The organism is Pedobacter sp. KH_004, from assembly GCF_057840755.1.
On the sequence record NZ_CM174519.1, the window covers coordinates 5401318 to 5421111 of the forward strand.

16 protein-coding genes are annotated in these 19794 nt (G+C 37.1%); 10 read left to right on the forward strand and 6 right to left on the reverse strand.

Annotated elements, in window-relative coordinates; translation table 11 throughout:
- The first annotated feature begins 116 nt into the window (after positions 1–116).
- A complete protein-coding gene (locus AC3ITD_RS23350) occupies positions 117–6536 on the forward strand; it encodes an alpha-2-macroglobulin family protein (protein ID WP_489362992.1) in 6420 nt (2139 codons plus the stop codon).
- Here the strand turns inward: AC3ITD_RS23350 and AC3ITD_RS23355 are convergent, their stop codons facing one another.
- From AC3ITD_RS23355 to AC3ITD_RS23365, 3 genes are all read right to left on the reverse strand, one after another.
- Positions 6537–7211 (reverse strand): LytR/AlgR family response regulator transcription factor, encoded by a 675-nt coding sequence (locus AC3ITD_RS23355; RefSeq protein WP_489362993.1) that lies wholly within the window; start codon positions 7209–7211, stop codon positions 6537–6539. It lies immediately after the preceding gene.
- 36 nt (positions 7212–7247) lie between these two features.
- The gene (locus tag AC3ITD_RS23360) at positions 7248–7565 is read right to left on the reverse strand and encodes a GIY-YIG nuclease family protein (RefSeq protein ID WP_489362994.1); all 318 of its coding nucleotides are present in this window, start codon (positions 7563–7565) and stop codon (positions 7248–7250) included.
- Positions 7566–7745: 180 nt separating this feature from the next.
- A complete protein-coding gene (locus AC3ITD_RS23365; protein ID WP_265799996.1) occupies positions 7746–9284 on the reverse strand; it encodes a sensor histidine kinase in 1539 nt (512 codons plus the stop codon).
- A 237-nt stretch (positions 9285–9521) separates the two neighbouring features.
- Between AC3ITD_RS23365 and AC3ITD_RS23370 the strand changes: the two genes are divergently transcribed.
- The 5 genes from AC3ITD_RS23370 to AC3ITD_RS23390 all read left to right on the forward strand — a co-directional run bounded on the left by AC3ITD_RS23370 (position 9522) and on the right by AC3ITD_RS23390 (position 13657).
- Positions 9522–9869: a Spx/MgsR family RNA polymerase-binding regulatory protein gene (locus AC3ITD_RS23370; RefSeq protein WP_265799994.1), complete on the forward strand. Its 348-nt coding sequence runs from the start codon at positions 9522–9524 to the stop codon at positions 9867–9869.
- Between the two features lie 68 nt (positions 9870–9937).
- Entirely contained in the window at positions 9938–10678 is a 741-nt protein-coding gene (locus tag AC3ITD_RS23375; protein WP_489362995.1) for a peptidase associated/transthyretin-like domain-containing protein, read from the forward strand.
- Positions 10679–10774: 96 nt separating this feature from the next.
- On the forward strand, positions 10775–12748 hold the full coding sequence (locus tag AC3ITD_RS23380) for a M1 family metallopeptidase (protein ID WP_489362996.1): 1974 nt from the start codon (positions 10775–10777) through the stop codon (positions 12746–12748).
- Between the two features lie 56 nt (positions 12749–12804).
- Positions 12805–13410, forward strand: coding sequence for a class I SAM-dependent DNA methyltransferase (locus AC3ITD_RS23385; protein WP_489362997.1), 606 nt, complete (start codon positions 12805–12807; stop codon positions 13408–13410).
- Between the two features lie 25 nt (positions 13411–13435).
- The gene (locus AC3ITD_RS23390) at positions 13436–13657 is read left to right on the forward strand and encodes a VF530 family protein (RefSeq protein ID WP_265799988.1); all 222 of its coding nucleotides are present in this window, start codon (positions 13436–13438) and stop codon (positions 13655–13657) included.
- A gap of 3 nt (positions 13658–13660) precedes the next feature.
- Here the strand turns inward: AC3ITD_RS23390 and AC3ITD_RS23395 are convergent, their stop codons facing one another.
- Positions 13661–14542, reverse strand: coding sequence for a polysaccharide deacetylase family protein (locus AC3ITD_RS23395; protein WP_489362998.1), 882 nt, complete (start codon positions 14540–14542; stop codon positions 13661–13663).
- Between the two features lie 159 nt (positions 14543–14701).
- On the opposite strand from AC3ITD_RS23395, the gene AC3ITD_RS23400 reads away from it, so the two are divergent.
- Positions 14702–14824, forward strand: coding sequence for a hypothetical protein (locus AC3ITD_RS23400; RefSeq protein WP_260300610.1), 123 nt, complete (start codon positions 14702–14704; stop codon positions 14822–14824).
- On the opposite strand, the gene AC3ITD_RS23405 is transcribed toward AC3ITD_RS23400, so the two are convergent.
- Entirely contained in the window at positions 14817–15197 is a 381-nt protein-coding gene (locus AC3ITD_RS23405) for a GtrA family protein (RefSeq protein ID WP_265799986.1), read from the reverse strand. The two genes, AC3ITD_RS23400 and AC3ITD_RS23405, sit on opposite strands and share 8 nt — an antisense overlap.
- 1 nt (position 15198) lies before the next feature.
- Positions 15199–16839 (reverse strand): ArnT family glycosyltransferase, encoded by a 1641-nt coding sequence (locus AC3ITD_RS23410; protein ID WP_489362999.1) that lies wholly within the window; start codon positions 16837–16839, stop codon positions 15199–15201.
- An 84-nt stretch (positions 16840–16923) separates the two neighbouring features.
- On the opposite strand from AC3ITD_RS23410, the gene AC3ITD_RS23415 reads away from it, so the two are divergent.
- The 3 genes from AC3ITD_RS23415 to AC3ITD_RS23425 all read left to right on the forward strand — a co-directional run bounded on the left by AC3ITD_RS23415 (position 16924) and on the right by AC3ITD_RS23425 (position 19333).
- Positions 16924–17640: a pyridoxine 5'-phosphate synthase gene (locus AC3ITD_RS23415; RefSeq protein WP_489363000.1), complete on the forward strand. Its 717-nt coding sequence runs from the start codon at positions 16924–16926 to the stop codon at positions 17638–17640.
- Between the two features lie 92 nt (positions 17641–17732).
- Positions 17733–18623, forward strand: coding sequence for an EamA family transporter (locus tag AC3ITD_RS23420; protein WP_489363001.1), 891 nt, complete (start codon positions 17733–17735; stop codon positions 18621–18623).
- Positions 18624–18769: 146 nt separating this feature from the next.
- A complete protein-coding gene (locus AC3ITD_RS23425; protein ID WP_265799981.1) occupies positions 18770–19333 on the forward strand; it encodes a hypothetical protein in 564 nt (187 codons plus the stop codon).
- Positions 19334–19794: the final 461 nt, after the last annotated feature.

Below are 19794 nucleotides of genomic sequence, written 5' to 3' on the forward strand. Positions count from 1 at the left end.
GAAACTTGGTCAAGTGGGAAGTGCAAAATTGTTTAGTTTAGTAACTCATCAGATATATGTTTAAATAATTTATGGAATCCATTTTAATATTCCATCTAAGGTCTAAATCCCCGGTTATGAAAAAAACGCTACCAATCTTATTGCTAATCATTTCTTTTTGCTTTTATTCCGAATCCGTTTTTTCCCAAAAGAAGCAAACTTATTATCAGTCAGCTTTTAAAACTATAGATTCTCTCGCTCTCGCAACAAAGCCGAAGGAAGCCATCCCAATCTTAAATAAGTTAATCGAAAAAGCCCGAAAAGATCAAGAAACAGCTGTCATCATTAAGGCAACCATGTATCGAATGTTATTTCAGGGTTACCTGGAAGAAAATGCGTTTGGAAAAATAAATAAAGAGCTACAACAGGATGTTCTTACTGCCCACCAGCCCGCCAAAAGTATTTTACAATCATTACTAGCCGAAAGTTATTGGAAATATTACGATCAGAATCGATTCCAGCTGCTTAATCGCACCAATGTCGAATTAAAACTGAGTGATGATATAAAAACCTGGCCAGCCAGTAAATTTTTAGAGGAAACTGCTAAAAATTATTTAGCATCAATTGCAGAAAGTAAAATTTTGCAAAACACAAAAATTGATAGTCTGAGCGAAATGATGATTGGCAATGAACAAAATAGGTTTTTAAGGCCTACACTTTATGATTTGCTGGCACATAGAGCTATAGATGTTTTGGTAAATGCACAAATAGAAATTACCAAAAATGATGATGCAATCGATTTTAATGATGTGAAATGGTTTGACGATGATAAGGCATTTTTAAAAATTGAGCTTCCAACTAACGATTCGACTTCATTCGCATCAATGGCATTAGCCATTTTCCAAAAACTTATCCGCAGCCATCAAGAAAGTAATAATATCGGTGCTTTAGTTGATGTGGATCTGAAACGGTTAAATTACGTTTATTCCAGAAGCACCCGCGAAGATAAAATGGCGCTTTATGATGCAGCGATCCAAAAACTTGCCAATTTCTCCAAATCATCAGAACTGTATGCCGATGTACTTTTTGAACTTGCATCGAAAAAATACGAGATGCGAAATCTTCAAATTCCAAAACAGGATATAGATTTAAAGGAGTTGCTAGCGATGGGCAACCTGGCTATTAAAGCCTACCCGAAAAGTACTGGTGCCAAAAACTTCGAAAAGTTAACTGCTGATATAAAAAGTAAAATGCTGGAAATTAAGATGAGTCAATTTCTAGTCCCAAAAAAACCAGCACAGATACGTTTTAGGTATAAAAATACGAATGCAATTTCATTACAGCTTTTTAAGGTAAGCAGAATTACCAACCGTTTTCACCTTGGCAATCTGGAAGATTATGAGAAATTCATCGCTACAAATAAAATCCAAAAAGAATGGATGGTAAGCTTGCCTGAAACTGATGATTATCAGGAGCACACTTTAATAGACAAATTGGATGGTTTGGAGAAAGGCCAATATGTTATCATCGCCAATACTACCGGCAATAATGCGGTTTTTAACTACCTAACCTTTCAAGTTACCGATCTGGCTGTAACCAATCGAATCACAGAAATCCTTAATCATCAATATTTTGTTTCCAATAGCTCCACGGGAGAGGCTATAATAAATGCAATTATAAATGAGGAAAATAATGAATATGAGGATGGAAAATATGTATATAAACCCAGGGGAACTTTAAACACAGATAAAAATGGATTTGCAGAGAGTTCGCTAAATGCATCGGTAAACCGTATTGAAACCATCTATGGCAATGATACGGTTATAATGGATATTAACCAGCGTTTTTATAAATATATGTCTGCTAAGTCGAAAGTGGTTTTATTTACCGATCGGCCAATTTACCGGCCAGGACAAACCGTTTATTATAAAGGAATTTATTTTGAATTTGAGGATGACAAGAACCGGATCTTAAAAGAATCAACTATCGAAATCACCTTTAATGATGCCAACAGAAAGGAGATTGAAAAAACTTCAAAAATTACGAATGAGTTTGGCACTTTCCACGGTTCGTTTACTATTCCAATGGGTAAATTAAACGGCAGGATGAGCATAAATACAGCTTATGGTAATGTTGATGTTCAGGTAGAGGAGTATAAGCGACCTACTTTCGAGGTATCATTTAATCCATTGAATGAAAAATACAAGTTGAACGATTCGATACTTGTACAGGGAAAGGCAATTGGTTTTACGGGTTATGCCGTTTCTGGTGCAAAAGTTAAGTATGTTATTACCAGAAATATCCTCTCGTCCAATGATCGTGTTTATGGTTACAGTCCGAGTAAGCAAATAGCTATTGGCACAACTGAAACGAAAGCCGGGGGTGTTTTTGACATTCGCTTTTTTGCTGCGGCAGAGAATACCAGCATTAATGCATATTCCTATCAAATCAATGTCGATATCACTGATGTGAATGGCGAAACAAGAAGCAAATCACAGTTTATTAATGCTGGCAAAAGTGATATTTTACTTAACGTGGATATGCCTGCAAATATCTTTACTGCCAACTGGAGGGATAACCTAGCTTTCGAAATTACCAATTTAAATAAGGCGCCAATTAATGGCAAATTAACTGTAGAGTGGTACAAACTGGAATATCCGGGTAGAGTGGTTTATCCAAATACCTTAGGTAAAGTAGAAAAATACAACCTGAGCAGGGCCGAATTTGTTAAGCAATTTCCTTACGATGAATATGAGAATGATGGAACTCCTGAAAGTTGGATGACAGGTAAAACCAGTTTTGTCCAGCATCAAAAAGTAGAACAGGGTACTGGTACTTTAGAAATGAAGGGCGTTAAACTTCCTTCGGGATATTATAAGGTGAAGTTTAAAGCACTTAATGAGAATCTGGATTCTATCATTGTTGAGAAAATTGTACGAATTTACGAAAGTCCAAGCGAGAAAATTTTACTGGCAAAAGAGTGGCTTGTAGCGGAGAAGACCGTTGTGACACCTGATGAATCAGCTGTTTTTAGGTTTGCCAGTATTTTGCCAAATGCCAGGGCTTACTATGAAGTGTATTACAAAGACCAGGTTATAAAGAAGGTTTGGTTTAATTTAACCCATAAACAGGAAGTAATAAATATCAAGCCAGAAGCTCAATTTGTAGAAGGCTTCGCTGTTCAATTTACCTTAATTCAAAATGGTAGAATATTCCAATCTATGAATGTAATCACCATTGTGGATGAAAGTAAAGAGTTAGATATTAATTTTACAAGTTTCAGAGATAAACTACAGCCAGGTGAAAAGGATATATGGAAATTAAAAATCACTGATAAAAAGGGCGAGAAACAAATGGCTGAAATGGTGGTGTCTTTATATGATGCATCGTTGGATGATTTAAAAACCATGAGCTGGAATAAAATCGTTTCGCCTAAATACAACTACAATATTTACAGCTGGGGCTATAATCTCACTGCGATACAAATGGGGAATGAGATCTGGCACAAAGACCGATATCGTGGTTATTACGACATAAGGAAGCGAGAATACGAAGCGATAAATTATTACGGCTTCGATTTCAATAGCTACAATTTAAAATATAATTACACGCAATATTTGGCTGGAGTAGAGGCTAATAATCGAAAATCTAACAGCGAAGTGGCAACCAAAAAACTTGCTTCGTTAAAGGTATCTGGTTTGGTATATGGTATTGTAACCGATCAGTATGGTTATGGCGTGCCCGGAGTTGCCGTAAGAGTTGGTAAAAAAGGGGTAATTACTGATGCCTATGGCATTTATAGTGTTGATGCTAAAAGCGGAGATGAATTAACTGTGAGTTATATTGGATATCACCGAGCAACAGCGATAGTTAAAACAGCTAAAAGAATCGACTTTAAATTGATGGAGGATAGACAAGGATTAAATGAGATTGTTGTTACAGGCTACGGAGCCCAACAAAAGAAAAATGTAACCGGTAGTGTATCCAGTTTAAGGGAAGAGGTTGAAGTGTTGGCCGGAAGCGGCCCTGTAACAACGATCAAATTACGGGGAACAACCAGCGTGGCGTATGATCGGGCTGGAGCTCCCGCCCCTGAAATGCTGAGAGTGGCCATTGCTGTTGATGATAATAAAGTTTACGATTTTGTGAGTATCGAAGGCTACGATCCGAAGACGGATACCTACATCGTTAATGGTAAGCCTGTTAAAAAGCCTAAAGTTATTCCACGTACCAATTTTACTGAAACCGCTTTCTTTTATCCGCAGTTGAAAACCGATCAGTCAGGGCAAATTGAAGTAGAATTTACAATTCCACAATCGTTAACGCGGTATAAAATGATGGGTTTTGCGCATACCAAAGATTTCAAAACAAAAATCATTACCAAAGAATTGGTTACGCAGAAAAAGCTTTCCATTTCGGCAAATACACCACGTTTTTTTCGTGAAGGAGATACTATTTTGTTTAGCGCTAAGCTCAATAACCTCTCTGGTAAACCGATTGGTGGTTTTGCCATTCTAGATTTGACAGATGCCATTACAGGGAAAAAGATCTCGATTGTAAGCAATAAGGATGCGGTTCAGCAAAAATTTCAATTGAAAAATAACGGGAACCAGGCATTAAAATGGTCACTGATCATTCCTCCAGGCATTGGAGCGATTACTTATAAACTTACCGCTCAATCAGAAAATTATGCTGATGGAGAAGAAATGACCATCCCGGTTTTACCAAATTCTATGTTGGTAACTGAAAGTATGCAGATAAACGTTCGTGGGGGTGTTAAAAAAACCTTCACTATGGATAAATTACTGCATGCGGGAGATTCGAAAACATTAAGAAACCAAGCCTTAACTTTTGAGTTTACTTCAAATCCGATCTGGTATGCGGTGCAGGCTCTACCATATCTAATGGAATATCCTTATGAATGTGCCGAGCAAACATTCAGCAGGTTTTACGCCAACAGTTTTGCAACAGGCATCATCAATTCATCGCCCAAAATAAAGACGGTTTTCCAATCCTGGCAACAAATCAACAATGGCGAAGCTTTAGTATTCAATTTGGAGAAAAACCCAGCTTTAAAATCAATTTTATTGGAAGAAACGCCATGGGTGCGACAAGCTAGTAATGAAACCGAGCGGAAGAAACGCTTAGCTACTTTGTTTGATTTGAACAGGATGACTTATGAGCTTAAAGCGAATTTCGAGAAATTGGAGAGCATGCAGTTTAGCAATGGTGCATTTCCATGGTTTACAGGAATGCAGGAAGATCGATACATCACCCAACACATTGCAATGGGTATGGGGCAACTGAAACACCTTAAATTAATCGATGAAAAAGCTTTTCCAAAATTGAATCAGATGCTTTCGAAAGTTATCGGCTATTTGGATGCTAAATTGATTGAAGATTATACTTTAGATCTTAAGCTTAAAAGACAAGGATTTAATTATTTAACCCTGCACTATTTATATGCCCGCAGTTATGCAAAGCAGAAAAATGATGATCCTAGTTATATTAGATCAGTTAACTATTTCTTAAAAATACTTACTTCGAAATGGAAATATTTAGATCCCTATCAGCAAGCACAGGCAGCCATAGTTCTCTATAGAAATGGGCGTGAAGCTGAGGCACTAAAAGTGATAGGACTACTCAAACAAACGGCACAGCATCATGATGAACTGGGTATGTATTGGGCAGATAATAGCAACGGATATTTTTGGTATCAAAGTGCCATTGAAACGCAAGCTTTGTTAATAGAAGCCTTCGACGAGGTGGCAAAAGATACGCACTCCGTGGAAGAAATGAAAATTTGGTTGCTAAAAAATAAGCAGACCAATGACTGGAAAACTACAAAAGCAACGGCTGCTGCAAGTTATGCTTTACTGATGCGGGGATACGATTTATTAAATGAATCAGCAGCACCGGAGATTGTGATCGGCGGTAAATCATTCCCCGAAATGGGCATTGCAGACTCCGAAAGAGAAGCAGGAACAGGCTATCAAAAAATAACCATTGCCGGGCAAAATGTTAAACCCGAAATGGCTAAGGTAGAAATTACAAACAACAATAAAAGTATGGCCTGGGGTGCATATTATTGGCAATATTTCGAGCAGTTGGATAAAATCACATCCGCTGCAACGGGGGTGAAAATAAATAAACAATTATTCCTCCAAAAACAAACCGATAAAGGAAATTTGCTTACCCCACTAACAAATTCAAATAAATTAGCTCCAGGCGATTTATTAAAAGTGAGGATTGAAATTTTTTGTGATAGAGATATGGAATATGTTCATCTAAAAGATATGCGATCATCTGGTTTTGAGCCGGTTAATGTGATTTCTCAATTCAAATATCAGGATGGTTTAGGTTATTATGAAAGTACGAAAGATGCTTCAACCAATTTCTTTATCAGTTATTTACGCAAAGGAACTTATGTTTTTGAATACCCACTCAGGGTTACGCATGCCGGCAACTTTTCTAACGGAATTACGACGTTGCAAAGCATGTATGCACCAGAATTTACTACGCATTCTGCAGGGATTAGGGTAACAGTTGAACCTTAACTACAGCAGTTGAATACCGGAGTAAGTTGCCCCAATCGGGATGATTTTTTCTCCTATCCAAATTTGGCTGCGGTCAAATTTGGATATTTTGTTTTTAGCTACAATGAATGCCCGATGGCAACGAATGAAATCAGTTTTTGGAAGTAGCTCTGCCAAATCATTAATGGTAATCCTTGAGCTCAAAAGCTTGTCTTTTAATTGAATCTGGGTGTAATTTCCTGAAGCTTCCACATACAGGATTTCATCTAGTTCAACTTTAATTTGTTCATAACCATCCTTCACAAAAATATATTCATTTTTTGCTCCCTGTTTCTGTCCACGCAGATTATATAATTCATGTGCCTTGTTGCAGGCCTTTAAAAACCTCGAAAGAGAAAAAGGTTTTAACAAATAATCAACAGCATCAAGTTCAAAACTCTGGATCGCATGTTCCGTGTAGGCGGTTGTAAAAATAACCATCGGCGGATTGCTCAAACTCTTCAAAAAATCTATCCCGCTGATGTCGGGCATTTTAATATCCAGAAAAATTAAATCGACTTTGTTTTTTTGGAGATATCCAATTGCCTCAAAAGCATCAGTAAAAGTTTGCTGTAAGTCTACAAAAGGAACTTTTGATGCATGGGAGCTTATAATCTCAAGTGCAATGGGTTCATCATCTATAGCAATGGCAATCATAGTTTTTGCGTTTGTCAGGCGGAGCTTAGTCGAAGCCTAATGTTTTTGGTAGTTTTTATGGCTGCTCATATTTGTGCAATGGGATAATTCTTTTAATTGTTCCCAATTTGAACTAATGAGCGTTTCCTTCTTTTTTCTTGACCAGCCTTTTATTTGTTTTTCAAAAGCTATTGGGTCGTTTATATCCTTAAAATGTTCGCAAAATACTAAAATTAGTGGTCTTCTTTTAGCAGTGTAACTTTCAGGATTGATTGCATTTTGGTGTTCATAGAGTCTTCTATCGACATCATTGGTAACGCCAGTGTAATACGATTTGTCAGAACAAGCTAAAATATATACGGTGTATTGCTCCACTTTTAGAGTTGTTTGGTAATGAAGATACAAACCTTTATTGAAATAATAATTGCTATAGTTTCTGTTTGTTGATTAAAGAAAAGGCGCTTCGACTACGCTCAGGGTGACCTCCGTACGAAAAAACAAATCAAAACATATTCTCGATTTAACCTTTAAATCATCTTGAGCGTAGTCGAAGGATCAATCCAAGTGCAAAGTTAAATGCACAAAGAACTCATTTGCACTTTCGCGGATAATTAATTCGTGTTTTTCTGGATACAGCAAAGCCAATCGCTGCTTTACGTTTTCTAAACCGATGCCACTTTTCAATTTTTCCGGATCGTTGTCTGCCTTAATGTAAATGCTGTTGCTCACATCGAAAAATAACGTTCTCTCTTTTGTTTGCAAAGTCATTTTGATGTATGATGGTTGCTGTAAACTAATGCCGTGTTTAAAAGCATTCTCGATAAATGGAATTAATAACATCGGTGTAATCTGCAAACTATTCAGTTGTTCTTCAATATGCGCTTCAATTCTTATATCGCCAGAACGCGATGTTCTGAGTTTTTGCAAGTCGATGTAGTTGTTCAGGTATTCAACTTCCCTGGTCAATGAAATTTTATCTTGTGTATTTTCATGCAACATAAACCGCATCATGTCGCCCAGTTTTTGAATGCCTTCACCCGTTCTTTCTGCATTTTCTTGAAGTGCCGTACCGAATAGCGTATTTAATGCATTAAATAGAAAGTGTGGGTTAATCTGTGATTTAAGAAAATTTAAACTTGCATCCGATTTTCCTAGCTCAGTTTTGAGCATTTGGATTTCCGTTTGTTTCTCAAATTTATGTTTATAAATGTACCATGCCAATGGCGTAGTAATGCAGACAAGACTAATAGAAGTAAAAATTAGTGCTATAGGTAATGCATCGCCATTTCTCATGAAGGCTGCAAGCATGATCAAGAGTAATAAAACGATTAGTATGGAAAGAACAACATTCCCCCAAAAATATCGGCCAAATCTTTTTCCCTTTTTCCGGAGGCCTGGAATGATCTCATAAATTGAATAGAAGGCCAATAAGATATTTACAGGCGGAGCAATTAGCCAGATCACCACAAATTCATAATCGCGTGTTGGAGAAAAAACAACCGCAAACACCATTAGCGTAATTAGCCATATCTTAGCCGATGTGAAAATTTCCAGCAGAATATCTGTCTTGAAACGTTTCAAAAATGGAATCTTCTCCAATAATGATATTCCTCTCTCGTTGAAATAAGCATAAATGTTGAACAGTAAATAGAGTAAAAAAATATAGGTGAAAGCTTCTCCAAATAAAATAGCGTAAGCATGATTAATATCGGCCTCTTCAATCAATCGATCGGCTTGAGAATAGGTATTTGCAACCATCCAAATGATTACGGAAACTCCGGTGACCATTACAGTAAGAATGATATTTAAAACTACATTGTTCTTTCTCGCTAGCTGTGGCATAAAGCAAAAGTTAATCAGTAAGAAGCTGATATAAAGAATGCTTATTTTAAAAATTTCTGGCAGAAAGAAATTAGTTAATCTGCTGTATTCTAAATGATTTTCGATAAAACGATAAGCGTTTGCGGTGCCATAACTCGTAGACGTACATATGCCAATTAGTGCCAGAACGTAAAGTGCTGTCGAAATCCAAAATTCCAGTTGATTGATGCTTTTAGTTTTCATTGTCGGGTCTTCGCCAGAAAGAATAATCATAATGTGTTGTAGTTTATACCACAATGTTACTAACTCTTCTCACTTCAATTTTTTAAAATGTGATGGATGGGGGTAAAAATGTGATGAACTATTTATGTTGTACTTTTTACTTGGAAAGTTATACGTTATACGTTTTAAGTTGGGCGACTTGGCTCTTAAACCTAAAACTTATTATGTACAACTTACAACACTTTATTATCTTCGGCATTCCAACTTCACTTAAAATTTAGAACACAAATGATCGTTTACGGAATCCCAAATTGTAATACAGTAAAAAAATCACTCGATTGGTTAAAGGCTCATCAAATTGATTTCGAATTTCATGATTTCAAAAAGAAAGGAATCACTGCCGAAAAGCTAAACTCTTGGAGCAAAGTTTTCGGTTGGGAAACGGTGTTGAATAGAAAAGGATTAACCTGGAAAAAATTGTCGAAAGAAGAACAAGCTGCGATTGATACACAAGATAAGGCGATCGCCTATCTGATGGAAAATACCAGCGCAATTAAACGCCCGATTATAGAGAAAGATGGTAAAGCAATATTAATTTCTTTTGATGAGGATCGCTATACGCAAACACTTGGCTGATCCAGTTGTTATAGTGTTAAAGTTTGTTAATTACAGCTTTGGAACATTTTAATACTTACTTTTGATTTATGTATAAGCTGATTATTTTTCTTTTAATTGCCCTTCCTGTTGGTGTTTTTGCGCAAACAGTTACCACTGGTACTGTATTCGATTACAATAAAAAATCGCTCACGTTACCAGGTGTCTCTGTCAGAAATTTAAATAGCAAAAAGGTAACCACCACCTCAAGTACAGGTAAGTACACCATTCCTGCTTCTGTAGGAGATTTAATTGAGTTTTCTGCCGTTGGTTACCATACCGATACGCTTTACTTAACCAGCTTATTGAATAGAAGCATTTATCTTCCGGTAAAATCGACCAGCCTGATGGATGTTGATGTAAAAGGGGTGAGAATGAATAGCCAGATTACAGATGCAAAAGACCCATTGGCAGAAAAATACACGCTACTTAATACCGGCGGTAATTTAGGTAGAAAGCGCATGAAAGATAAAGTTGGTGGTTTAAACCTGAATCTTGGTTACGGAAAATACAAGCGGGAGCAAAGAAAAGAAGCCGAGCTAGAAGAAAAAGAAATGTACCAGGAAGAAATTGACGCTGGTTTTAGTGAGAAAACTATTATCGATTTAACAAAGCTTAAAGGCGAAGATCTCAAACATTTTATGATCATTTATAGGCCGTCAATAGAGTCGGTCAAAGCAGAAAGACCTTTCAGATATGATTATCACATCTCAAAAGCCTTTGTTGCTTGGCAAAAATTAACTCCTCAGCAAAGAAAACTACAAGATTTGCCGAAGTTAAAGCCAAATTAGGTAACTAAAACTTTCATGTATCAATATTGTAACCACATATAGCGCTATATGTGGTTATTTTTTATCTTTACGATCAAATAACAACTTATTAAACTCATGAAAATTAATAAATTATTCACTTTGTGTGTTGTTTGTTGCGCTTTTGTTATTTCGGCAAATGCTCAGCAAACCGCTCCTGCTACAAATTACAATCCTGCTGAAGCTTTCGGGCCTTTGTTTTACACTCAAAACGGAAACGAGTTTCGTTCAGCAATGGGAATCCCAGGGCCAAAGTATTGGCAAAATCGTGTTGATTATAACATTACAGCCAATTTGGATGAAGCAAAAAGTTTGGTTACCGGAACAGTTACCATAACCTATAAAAATAACAGCCCGGATAAGTTACCGTATTTATGGTTACAACTAGATCAAAATACATTTAAGGAAGATTCTCGTGGCAAACAAGTTACTCCAGCCCGCAGTCGTTATGGTGCGCAAGGCGAAAAATTTGATGGAGGTTACAAAATTCAAAATGTAAGTGTATCTCAAAAAGCTGCGGCAGTAAAATTCACTTCTATTGTTGAAGACACCCGTATGCAGATTCGTTTGGATCAGCCGATGGCTGCCAATGGCGATGTAGTAACTATTAAAATCGACTATTCTTATACTGTTCCTAAAGAAGGATCGGATAGAACTGGTCATTTAACTACTAAAAACGGCGAAATTTATGCCATTGCACAATGGTTTCCACGCATGTGTGTTTACGATGATGTAATTGGCTGGAATACTTTACCGTATTGGGGCGGTGGAGAGTTTTACTGCGAATATGGCGATATTACTATGGCTTTAACAGCACCAGCAACCCATATTTTAATGGCCTCTGGAGAACTCTTAAACCCACAAGAAGTTTTTACTGCACAACAATTGCAAAGATGGAATGCTGCTAAAAATAGCGATGCAACAGTTCACATCCGTTCTGAGGCGGAGGTTACCGATCCTAAATCTCGTCCGGCGAAAGATAAATTAACCTGGAAGTTTAAAATTTTAAATGCCCGCGATGCGGCTTGGGCTTCATCGAAAGCTTTTGTTTTAGATGCTGCTCGCATCAACTTACCAAGTGGAAAAAAATCATTAGCGGTTTCTGCGCAACCTGTAGAAAGTAATGGAGCTGATGGTTATGGCCGCGGGGTAGAATATGTTAAAGCCAGTATCGAACATTATTCCAAACAATGGTTCGAATATCCTTATCCAATGGCAGTTAACGTTGCTACAAATATTGGTGGTATGGAGTATCCAGGGATTGTTTTTTGTGGTTGGAAGGCTAAAAAAGGCAGTGCCTGGGGCGTGATCGATCACGAATTTGGTCACACCTGGTTCCCAATGATTGTGGGTTCGAACGAACGCAAATTCGGTTGGATGGATGAAGGTTTCAATACATTTATCAACGGCATTTCGGCTAAAAACTTCAATAATGGAGAATATATTGGTCGCCCAACCAACATGAACTTTATAGGCAAAAACTATATCGGTAATCCTAAGTATGAAAACATTATGCAAATGCCTGATGGAATGACGGAGGCAAATATTGGCATTAACTTATACTCTAAACCAGGCTGGGGACTAGATATTTTGAGAAATGAAATTTTAGGTGAGGACCGATTCGATTATGCGTTTCGTCAATACATCAAAAACTGGGCTTACAAACACCCAACTCCTTATGATTTTTTCCGCTCGATGGAAAATGCAGCAGGTGAGGATTTAGCGTGGTTTTGGAGAAGTTGGTTTTTAAATAGCTGGAAAATGGATCAGGCCATTGGTTCGGTTGAGGAAATTAGACAAGATGGAAACTTATCAGGATATTCTATCCGTGTAAATAATTTGGAAAAAATGCCAATGCCAATTATCCTTCAGGTAGAAACTAAAAGTGGTAAAAAAAGTATTGTAAAAGTACCTGTTGATGTTTGGATGAAAAATACCTCCTGGTTGGTGCGTTTCCCAACCACTGAAGAAATAGTATCAGTTACCTTAGATCCAAATAAGGTTTTACCAGATTCGAATCCTGACAATAATACCTGGATCGCAGGAAAGTAATATTCAGTTTTTCAAAGCCCTTAAATGCAAATTTAAGGGCTTTTATTTTTATGGTGATGAATGAAAAAAAGAACGTTTTTCAAGTTTATAATGAAATTGCCGATTGGTTTGCGGAAAACAGGCCTCGTAATTTAATGGAGAAACGTTATTTGGATACAGTTATTGAGTTAATACCAAAGGGTGCAAGCCTGTTAGATTTAGGCTGTGGGAACGGAAAACCTATTATGGAATATTTCCTGCAATCAGGGTTTATGGTAACAGGTGTTGATGCAAGTGAAAAAATGTTGACACTGGCTAAACAAAATTTTCCGTCAGAAGAATTTCTCTTGCAAGATATGCGCAAGCTTAAACTTGAAACCAAATTTAATGCAATCATTGCCTGGCATAGTTTTTTTCATTTACCCACGGAGGATCAGCCGAAAATGTTTGAGATATTTGCCAATCATCTCCTTCCAAATGGAATAATTTTATTTACCTCGGGCACCAAAAGAGGAGAGGCGTGGGGAATAAATGGTGGCGAAAATCTTTTCCATGCTTCGCTTGATACCGACGAATACCACAACTTGCTGGTTAAAAACCAATTTAAAATTTTAAATCAAACCGTAAATGATCCTTCGTGCGGCAATGCAACGGTTTGGCTCTCACAATTTAATCCGCAATAGTTTTATAATTTATTTAGCTTTGTGCATGGCCGATCAACAGAAAAATAATCCTCTTCATGGAATCACTCTTGAGAAAATCGTTACTGATTTGCAAGCGCATTATGGGTGGGAGCAGTTAGGGTCGCTAATTAGAATCGACTGTTTTAACAACAATCAAAGCATTAAATCAAGCCTCAACTTTTTGCGTAGAATGCCTTGGGCTCGTAAAAAAGTTGAAGATTTGTTTTTAGATACTTTTCATAAATAGCGTTTACTCATATACTTTTTGCAATCCTTTTCTCAAATCAAACAACAGCCATTGTTTGCTGATAACTTCTTCCTTTTTCGTTTTCAATAACTCCAGAAAGTCTTTAACACCAAGCTCTTCATTTCCATTACCATGGATAAGCACAATACTTCCATTATTTGCTTGTTGTCCTTTTGCTAACCAGGCATCGCTTCCAATTGGGATTAAGCCATAAGCTTCAATTTTTTGCACAATACTTCTATCGGAAACTAAACCTGGAAAACGGAAAAAAATAGAAGGTGTCAGCCCATTTTTGAGCATTAGTTTTTCGTTTTCTAAAACCTCTGTATCCAGGTTGGTGCCAGGTGCTAGTAAAAAATTTTCGGCCAGAGGCAGATTGTTTACCTCATGATTATAAGAATGATTTATCCAGGTGATATCTAAGTCTTTTTTGTTGACCAAACTTTTTAGCCAATTTAGGTCGTTCTGGTGTTTAAGCATCCATTTTCCCGAAAGCGAAATGGCTAGAGGCGCTGGCTGCTCTATCTTTTTAAATTCATCGAATACCGATTGAAAAATAATTCTTTCTAAGGGTTTGTGAGAGGGGCAAAGATCAATCGTTAATGTTATTCCTTGTTCTTCTGGTATAGCATTATCGATGCCTGCATCTTGTATTTGAAAATCTTTTGCGGCAGCTGCAGTTAAAGATTTTATGTATGGGCTGGTTTTAAATTCGGTTAAGATCTGTGTCCATGATGTTTTACTTATAACATAATTTGAAGCGAGGTCAACTTTGCTATCAAGCGTCTGCGGATTAATAAGCAATAAATATCGTCGCCCATCATTCGCGAAACTTCGAATACCGATTAGTTTTTCAGTACCCTTATTCGCTACAAAATATTCCATCTTGTATTTCTTAATAGATTTAAAAGTTTGACCCAAACTCGAACTGGTACTGAGAAGAAGAATAGAAATAATAAAATAAAAGAACCTGGAGCATTTCATCTTTTGCTTATTTAAAATCTTTCTAATTTAAGGCAAAAATTTTATCTTTACCACATCGCCATGAACAAAGAAAAACTAAAATTATGGTTTAAGCGTGTGGGCTTAATCGGGTTTTTATTCTTCCTGATAAAAGGATTAATCTGGTTGGTGGTATTCTATTTTATCGGCAAAAACGTTACCTAAAAGTAAACATCAGGTTGGCGATAAAGTTCCAAACAAAAACAATCGCGATAGCAAAAAACTTAGCCACATAAAAGTTTGTGCCGTTTTTACGTTGGTGGAAAAGATATATAATAACGGTGTTTAATGCCAATCCAATTACACTTACCACAATAAATTTGCTAAACTCGGTTCCCCAGTGGATGTTGGTGCTTTGAAAAGTCCAAACGCGATTAATTAGATAATTGTTAGTGACAGCGAAAATGAAGCCTAGCGCATTGGCCACGTATTTATTTATTTTAATTTTCTCTTTGCAAAGCCAGGTCACGCCGAAATCAATTGCCATTCCAAGCAAGCCCGTTATACCAAATTTCAGAATGCGAAAAAATAACTCCATGCTATTGTATTCTTACCAGATAAAAACGTTCTAAAACCTGAGGGCGTGTTTTAGAATTAATAAACTTTCCCGTCAGTTTTGTGATGTGAAAGTATTCAAATGATTTGAGGATTTGCGTATTGTAATCCTTTTTCAATCGCTCCATTTCCGGCTCCCAAACATAAATGACCATGTTCTTATCTGTCCTATGTTTGTTCAATGTCTCAAAATCCCAAAAATACTGAGGTTCTCCATTTGCATAGAAATCAAAAGAATAAGCATCAGGATACATCAATACTGCAGGTTTAGCATTCGGGTAGTTTTCCTTTAACCAAATGCCTGCTTCCATTCCAGATTCATATTTGAGTAAAGCAGGATAAAAAAAACCTGAAAGAAAAATCATCAAGCCAATGGAGATCACGCTACTTCTGGCAATGATGGTTTCAATTTTTAATCCTCGAAAAAACAATACAGATAAAAATAGCAAAACGACTAGCAGGGCGTTTGCAACGAAGAAGTAATCGAATTTGAAAAATATCGAAACGCAGATTAATATCGCTACAATTAAAACTGCCAAAACCGTTTGAGCGGCGAGAAATATTTTCAGACTCTTTCCTTCTAGTTTCTGTAAATACAAGGCCGTGATCATGGCAAATTGTGGCAAAACAATCAATATATAATGTGGCAATTGAAATTTGGACAGTGAAAAAAGCAGAAAAGTGATGGCGGCACTTGTCCAGATTATAATACTTTCGGGGGGCAAAGAAACTCTGTTTTTCTTTTTGAAAAGATTAATTACCGCAGTATAAAGTAAGATAGACCAAGGTAAAAAAGCCCAAATGGTGGTGTGTAAGAAAAATGAGATATCGCCTTTGCCTTTTATTGGTCCGTTATTAAAAAAGCGACCAAACTGACTGTCCCAGAAAAAGAATTTTAATCCCGAAACTCCCGTTTTTCCAAATACAATTTTTTCTGGATGTAAATCAAACTGCACATACAAGGTGTAAAGTTCGGGAATGATGAAAACTAGAATTAGCACTATCGCAAGCCACCATTTCAGTTTTAATAACTCTTTATATTGTTTGGTGATGAGCCAATAAAGGATAAAACCACCAAAAACCGGAATCAAAACAAAGATTCCTTTGATCATGATGGCGCATGCAGCGAAGAGTGAACCAAAAACGATATGCCAGAAAGACCCTAAATGTGCTTTGTAGTAATGGTAAATCGCTGCCAAAGTAAATGTTGTAATGTAAACTTCGGCCCTTACATCAAAAGTTGATATTAAGATGTGTAATGAACTTAGAAAGATTACCGCACTTATCAAGCCCGTTTTATGGTTATAAATGTCTTTCGCCAACTTATAGAGATAACCTGCTCCGAGCAACCCAAACAAAAACGAAGGCAGTTTATAAGCAAAGGCATTGATGCCGAAAATTTTGAAAGAGGCTGCTGCCAGCCAAAAAGTTAAATGCGGTTTGTCAAGCCAATCTGCACCACGAACGTAGATGTTAATCCAATCATCACGCAAAACCATATTTTTGGCTATTGATGCATATAGCGCAGAATCCGGTTCCATAATCCCACCAAAGAGTGCCAGCGAACTGATTACAGTAATAATTCCGATTAGAATTTTATATAGAGTGATGTCTTTCGATTTCATTTACTGAAAGCAAATATGAGTAAAAATAAGTCAATTTTTTTGAACCTTTAAAGATTAACAAAGCCAAAGCCTTATCTTTGTTGCATGACAAAGTTATCGGTAAACATCAATAAAATTGCTACCTTAAGGAACAGTCGTGGAGGTAATAATCCTGACTTAGTGAAAGTTGCCTTAGATTGTGAACGTTTCGGTGCACAAGGAATTACGGTGCATCCACGCCCAGATGAACGCCATATTCGTTACCAGGATGTTTACGATTTGAAAGCCGTTATTGCCACTGAATTTAATATTGAAGGCAATTGCCGTGAAGATAAATTTGTTGATCTTGTTTTGGCTAATAAACCGGCACAAGTTACATTAGTGCCCGATGCCGAAGGACAAATTACTTCTAACCACGGTTGGGATACGATAAAACATAGAGAGTATTTAAAAGAGATGGTTTCGGTTTTTCAAAAAGAAGGCATTCGGGTTTCCATTTTTGTTGATCCGGTAGTTGAAATGGTTGAGGGAGCTGCAGAAACAGGTACAGATCGAATCGAATTATACACCGAGGCTTATGCTCATAATTATTACGCTGATAGAGAAAAAGCAATTGTTAACTACATTGCCGCTGCACACCACGCAAATAGATTAGGTTTAGGAATAAATGCTGGTCATGATTTAGATTTGCACAACCTTCATTACTTTGCCCAAAGCATTCCTGGTTTATTGGAAGTTTCCATTGGTCACGCTTTAATTAGCGATGCGCTTTATTTGGGTTTAGAAACTACAGTTCAAAAATATTTACAACAACTCGCTTAGTTACGAGTTAAAGGTTTTGAGTTGGCTGGCTTGGCAAAAAAAAACACCTGACAAATTAAACCTTCACTCAAAATTATTTCTAAACCCGTAACATGTTAAAAGGAATTCTCCTTGTTTTTTTTGGTGCCTGCAGTTTCGGTATCCTTTCTACTTTTGTAAAATTGGCCTATCACGATGGATATTCTCTCGGAGATGTTACCGGTGCGCAGGCATTTTTTGGTGCAGTAATTCTTTGGGTTTTATTTTTCTTTCAAAGCAGGACTTCAAAGTATAAGGCACAAGAAATAAAGCTAATTACACCTAAATGGAAGATGATTCTAGCTGGAACTTGTACAGGTTTGGTAAGTATTTTCTATTATCAGTCAGTTAAACTTGTGCCAAACTCAGTGGCTATCATTTTGCTTATGCAATTTATTTGGATGAGTATTTTACTGGAGTTTATCATCTACAAAAAGAAGCCGACGGGATTACAGTTTTTAGCGATCCTTTTGGTTTTGGGTGGAACAGTTTTAGCAAGTGGTATGTTAGAAACAACTATTTCAAGTTTGAGCTACAAAGGTATCGGCTTTGGTTTGCTCGCTGCAGTATGTTATGCGGGCTTTTTAATGTTAAGCGGAAGAATCGGAAACGAGTATCCACCACTGCAGAAAAGTGCATTAATGATTACTGGAGCATGTATTTTGATCTTTATCCTGTTTCCACCTGCGTTTCTGTTTAATGGCGCATTAAACGGAACTCTGCTTCAATGGGGGCTAATTATTGCCGTTTTCGGAACAGTAATTCCACCGTTATTTTATGCTGAAGGTGTTCCCCGCATTGGAACAGCGTTGAGCTCAATTTTAAGTGCAGCAGAATTGCCTGTTGCGGTAATGATGGCTGGCTTTGTGCTGCAAGAACAGGTTTCATTATTCCGTTGGGTAGGCGTGTGTGTCATCTTGTCGGCAATGGTGTTGCCCAATTTGAAGTATTTGAAGAGACGTTGATGTTTTACCGTAAAGGACGCAAAGACAAGGTGCAAAGATTACAAATCTGGGTGCTCAAATTTTTACTTCTCTTCCTTTGCGAAAAACTTAGTGTTCTTTGCGGTTAGAATAAAAAATAAATACCTTTAAAAAGCAAAAACAAAAACATGAAAAAGCAAATTCTTTATATTCTCTCTTTTCTAATTATCGGCTTCGCCGGATGTAAAACTAAAACAACCATCAATCAGGATGAGGCGGGAGAAGTGATTACAGATTACTTAAAAGCCAACCCTGAGTATAAAACCATTCGTTTCAACTTTGGACAAATTAAGTTTAACAGCACGAATGACATGTTTGAGTTAGGGAAATACAAATCATTAGCAAGTAAAGGATTGGTAACTTTGAATTTAAAAGAAGCGAAAAAGAAGTTCCTTTCTAAAGATAGCAGTTTCGTATATCAAATAACTTTAACTGATAAAGCTAGTCCGCTGGTTTTGAAACAAGATGCCGATAAAGCTACTGTTAAAGCCGTTACCTATGTTTTAGCAGATGAAAAGCCGGTAAATTTTGAACAGGTAAATTCGAGCACAGCTAAGGTTACCGTTTCCTTAAAAATGGTGACTACCGATTTTGAACCTTTTGATAAAGACGCCAATAAAAACAGCAACTTCATTACGAAGACTTACAAGTTGAAGTTGAGTAAAGATGAAGGTTGGAAAGTGCAGAAGTAAGGAAATGAATTATAAGTCGTCATGCTGAATTTATTTCAGCCTCTGTTTTGCCTGATAAACTCGGCTCGCGAGCTTTCCGGACTTGCTGACGGTCGTCCTTGCGAGGCACGAAGCAATCTCATTTAAGAAAATAACTCCAGAAATTAGATTGTGCCAAAGGCATTCCTCGGGAGCTTCTCCCGATAAAGAATCGGGATCGCCTGCCTGCCGCAGGCAATCAAAGACGGAAAGTTAAAAACGTCAATGGCAGGTACGAAGCATCTGCAAGCGATGAAACACCTGCTTGCGGTAGGCAGGGATGCTTCGTGCCTCAGCATAACAGAAAACCTGAAAAAAGATTGTAGCAAATGGCGGCAACAAGCTTTAATTTTGTAGCGTTACTGCTTTCCAACTAAATGAAATTTCTTCTTGAATGAACAAACGTTTGTCTTTAAATACAAATTTAAAATCTACCAATTTTG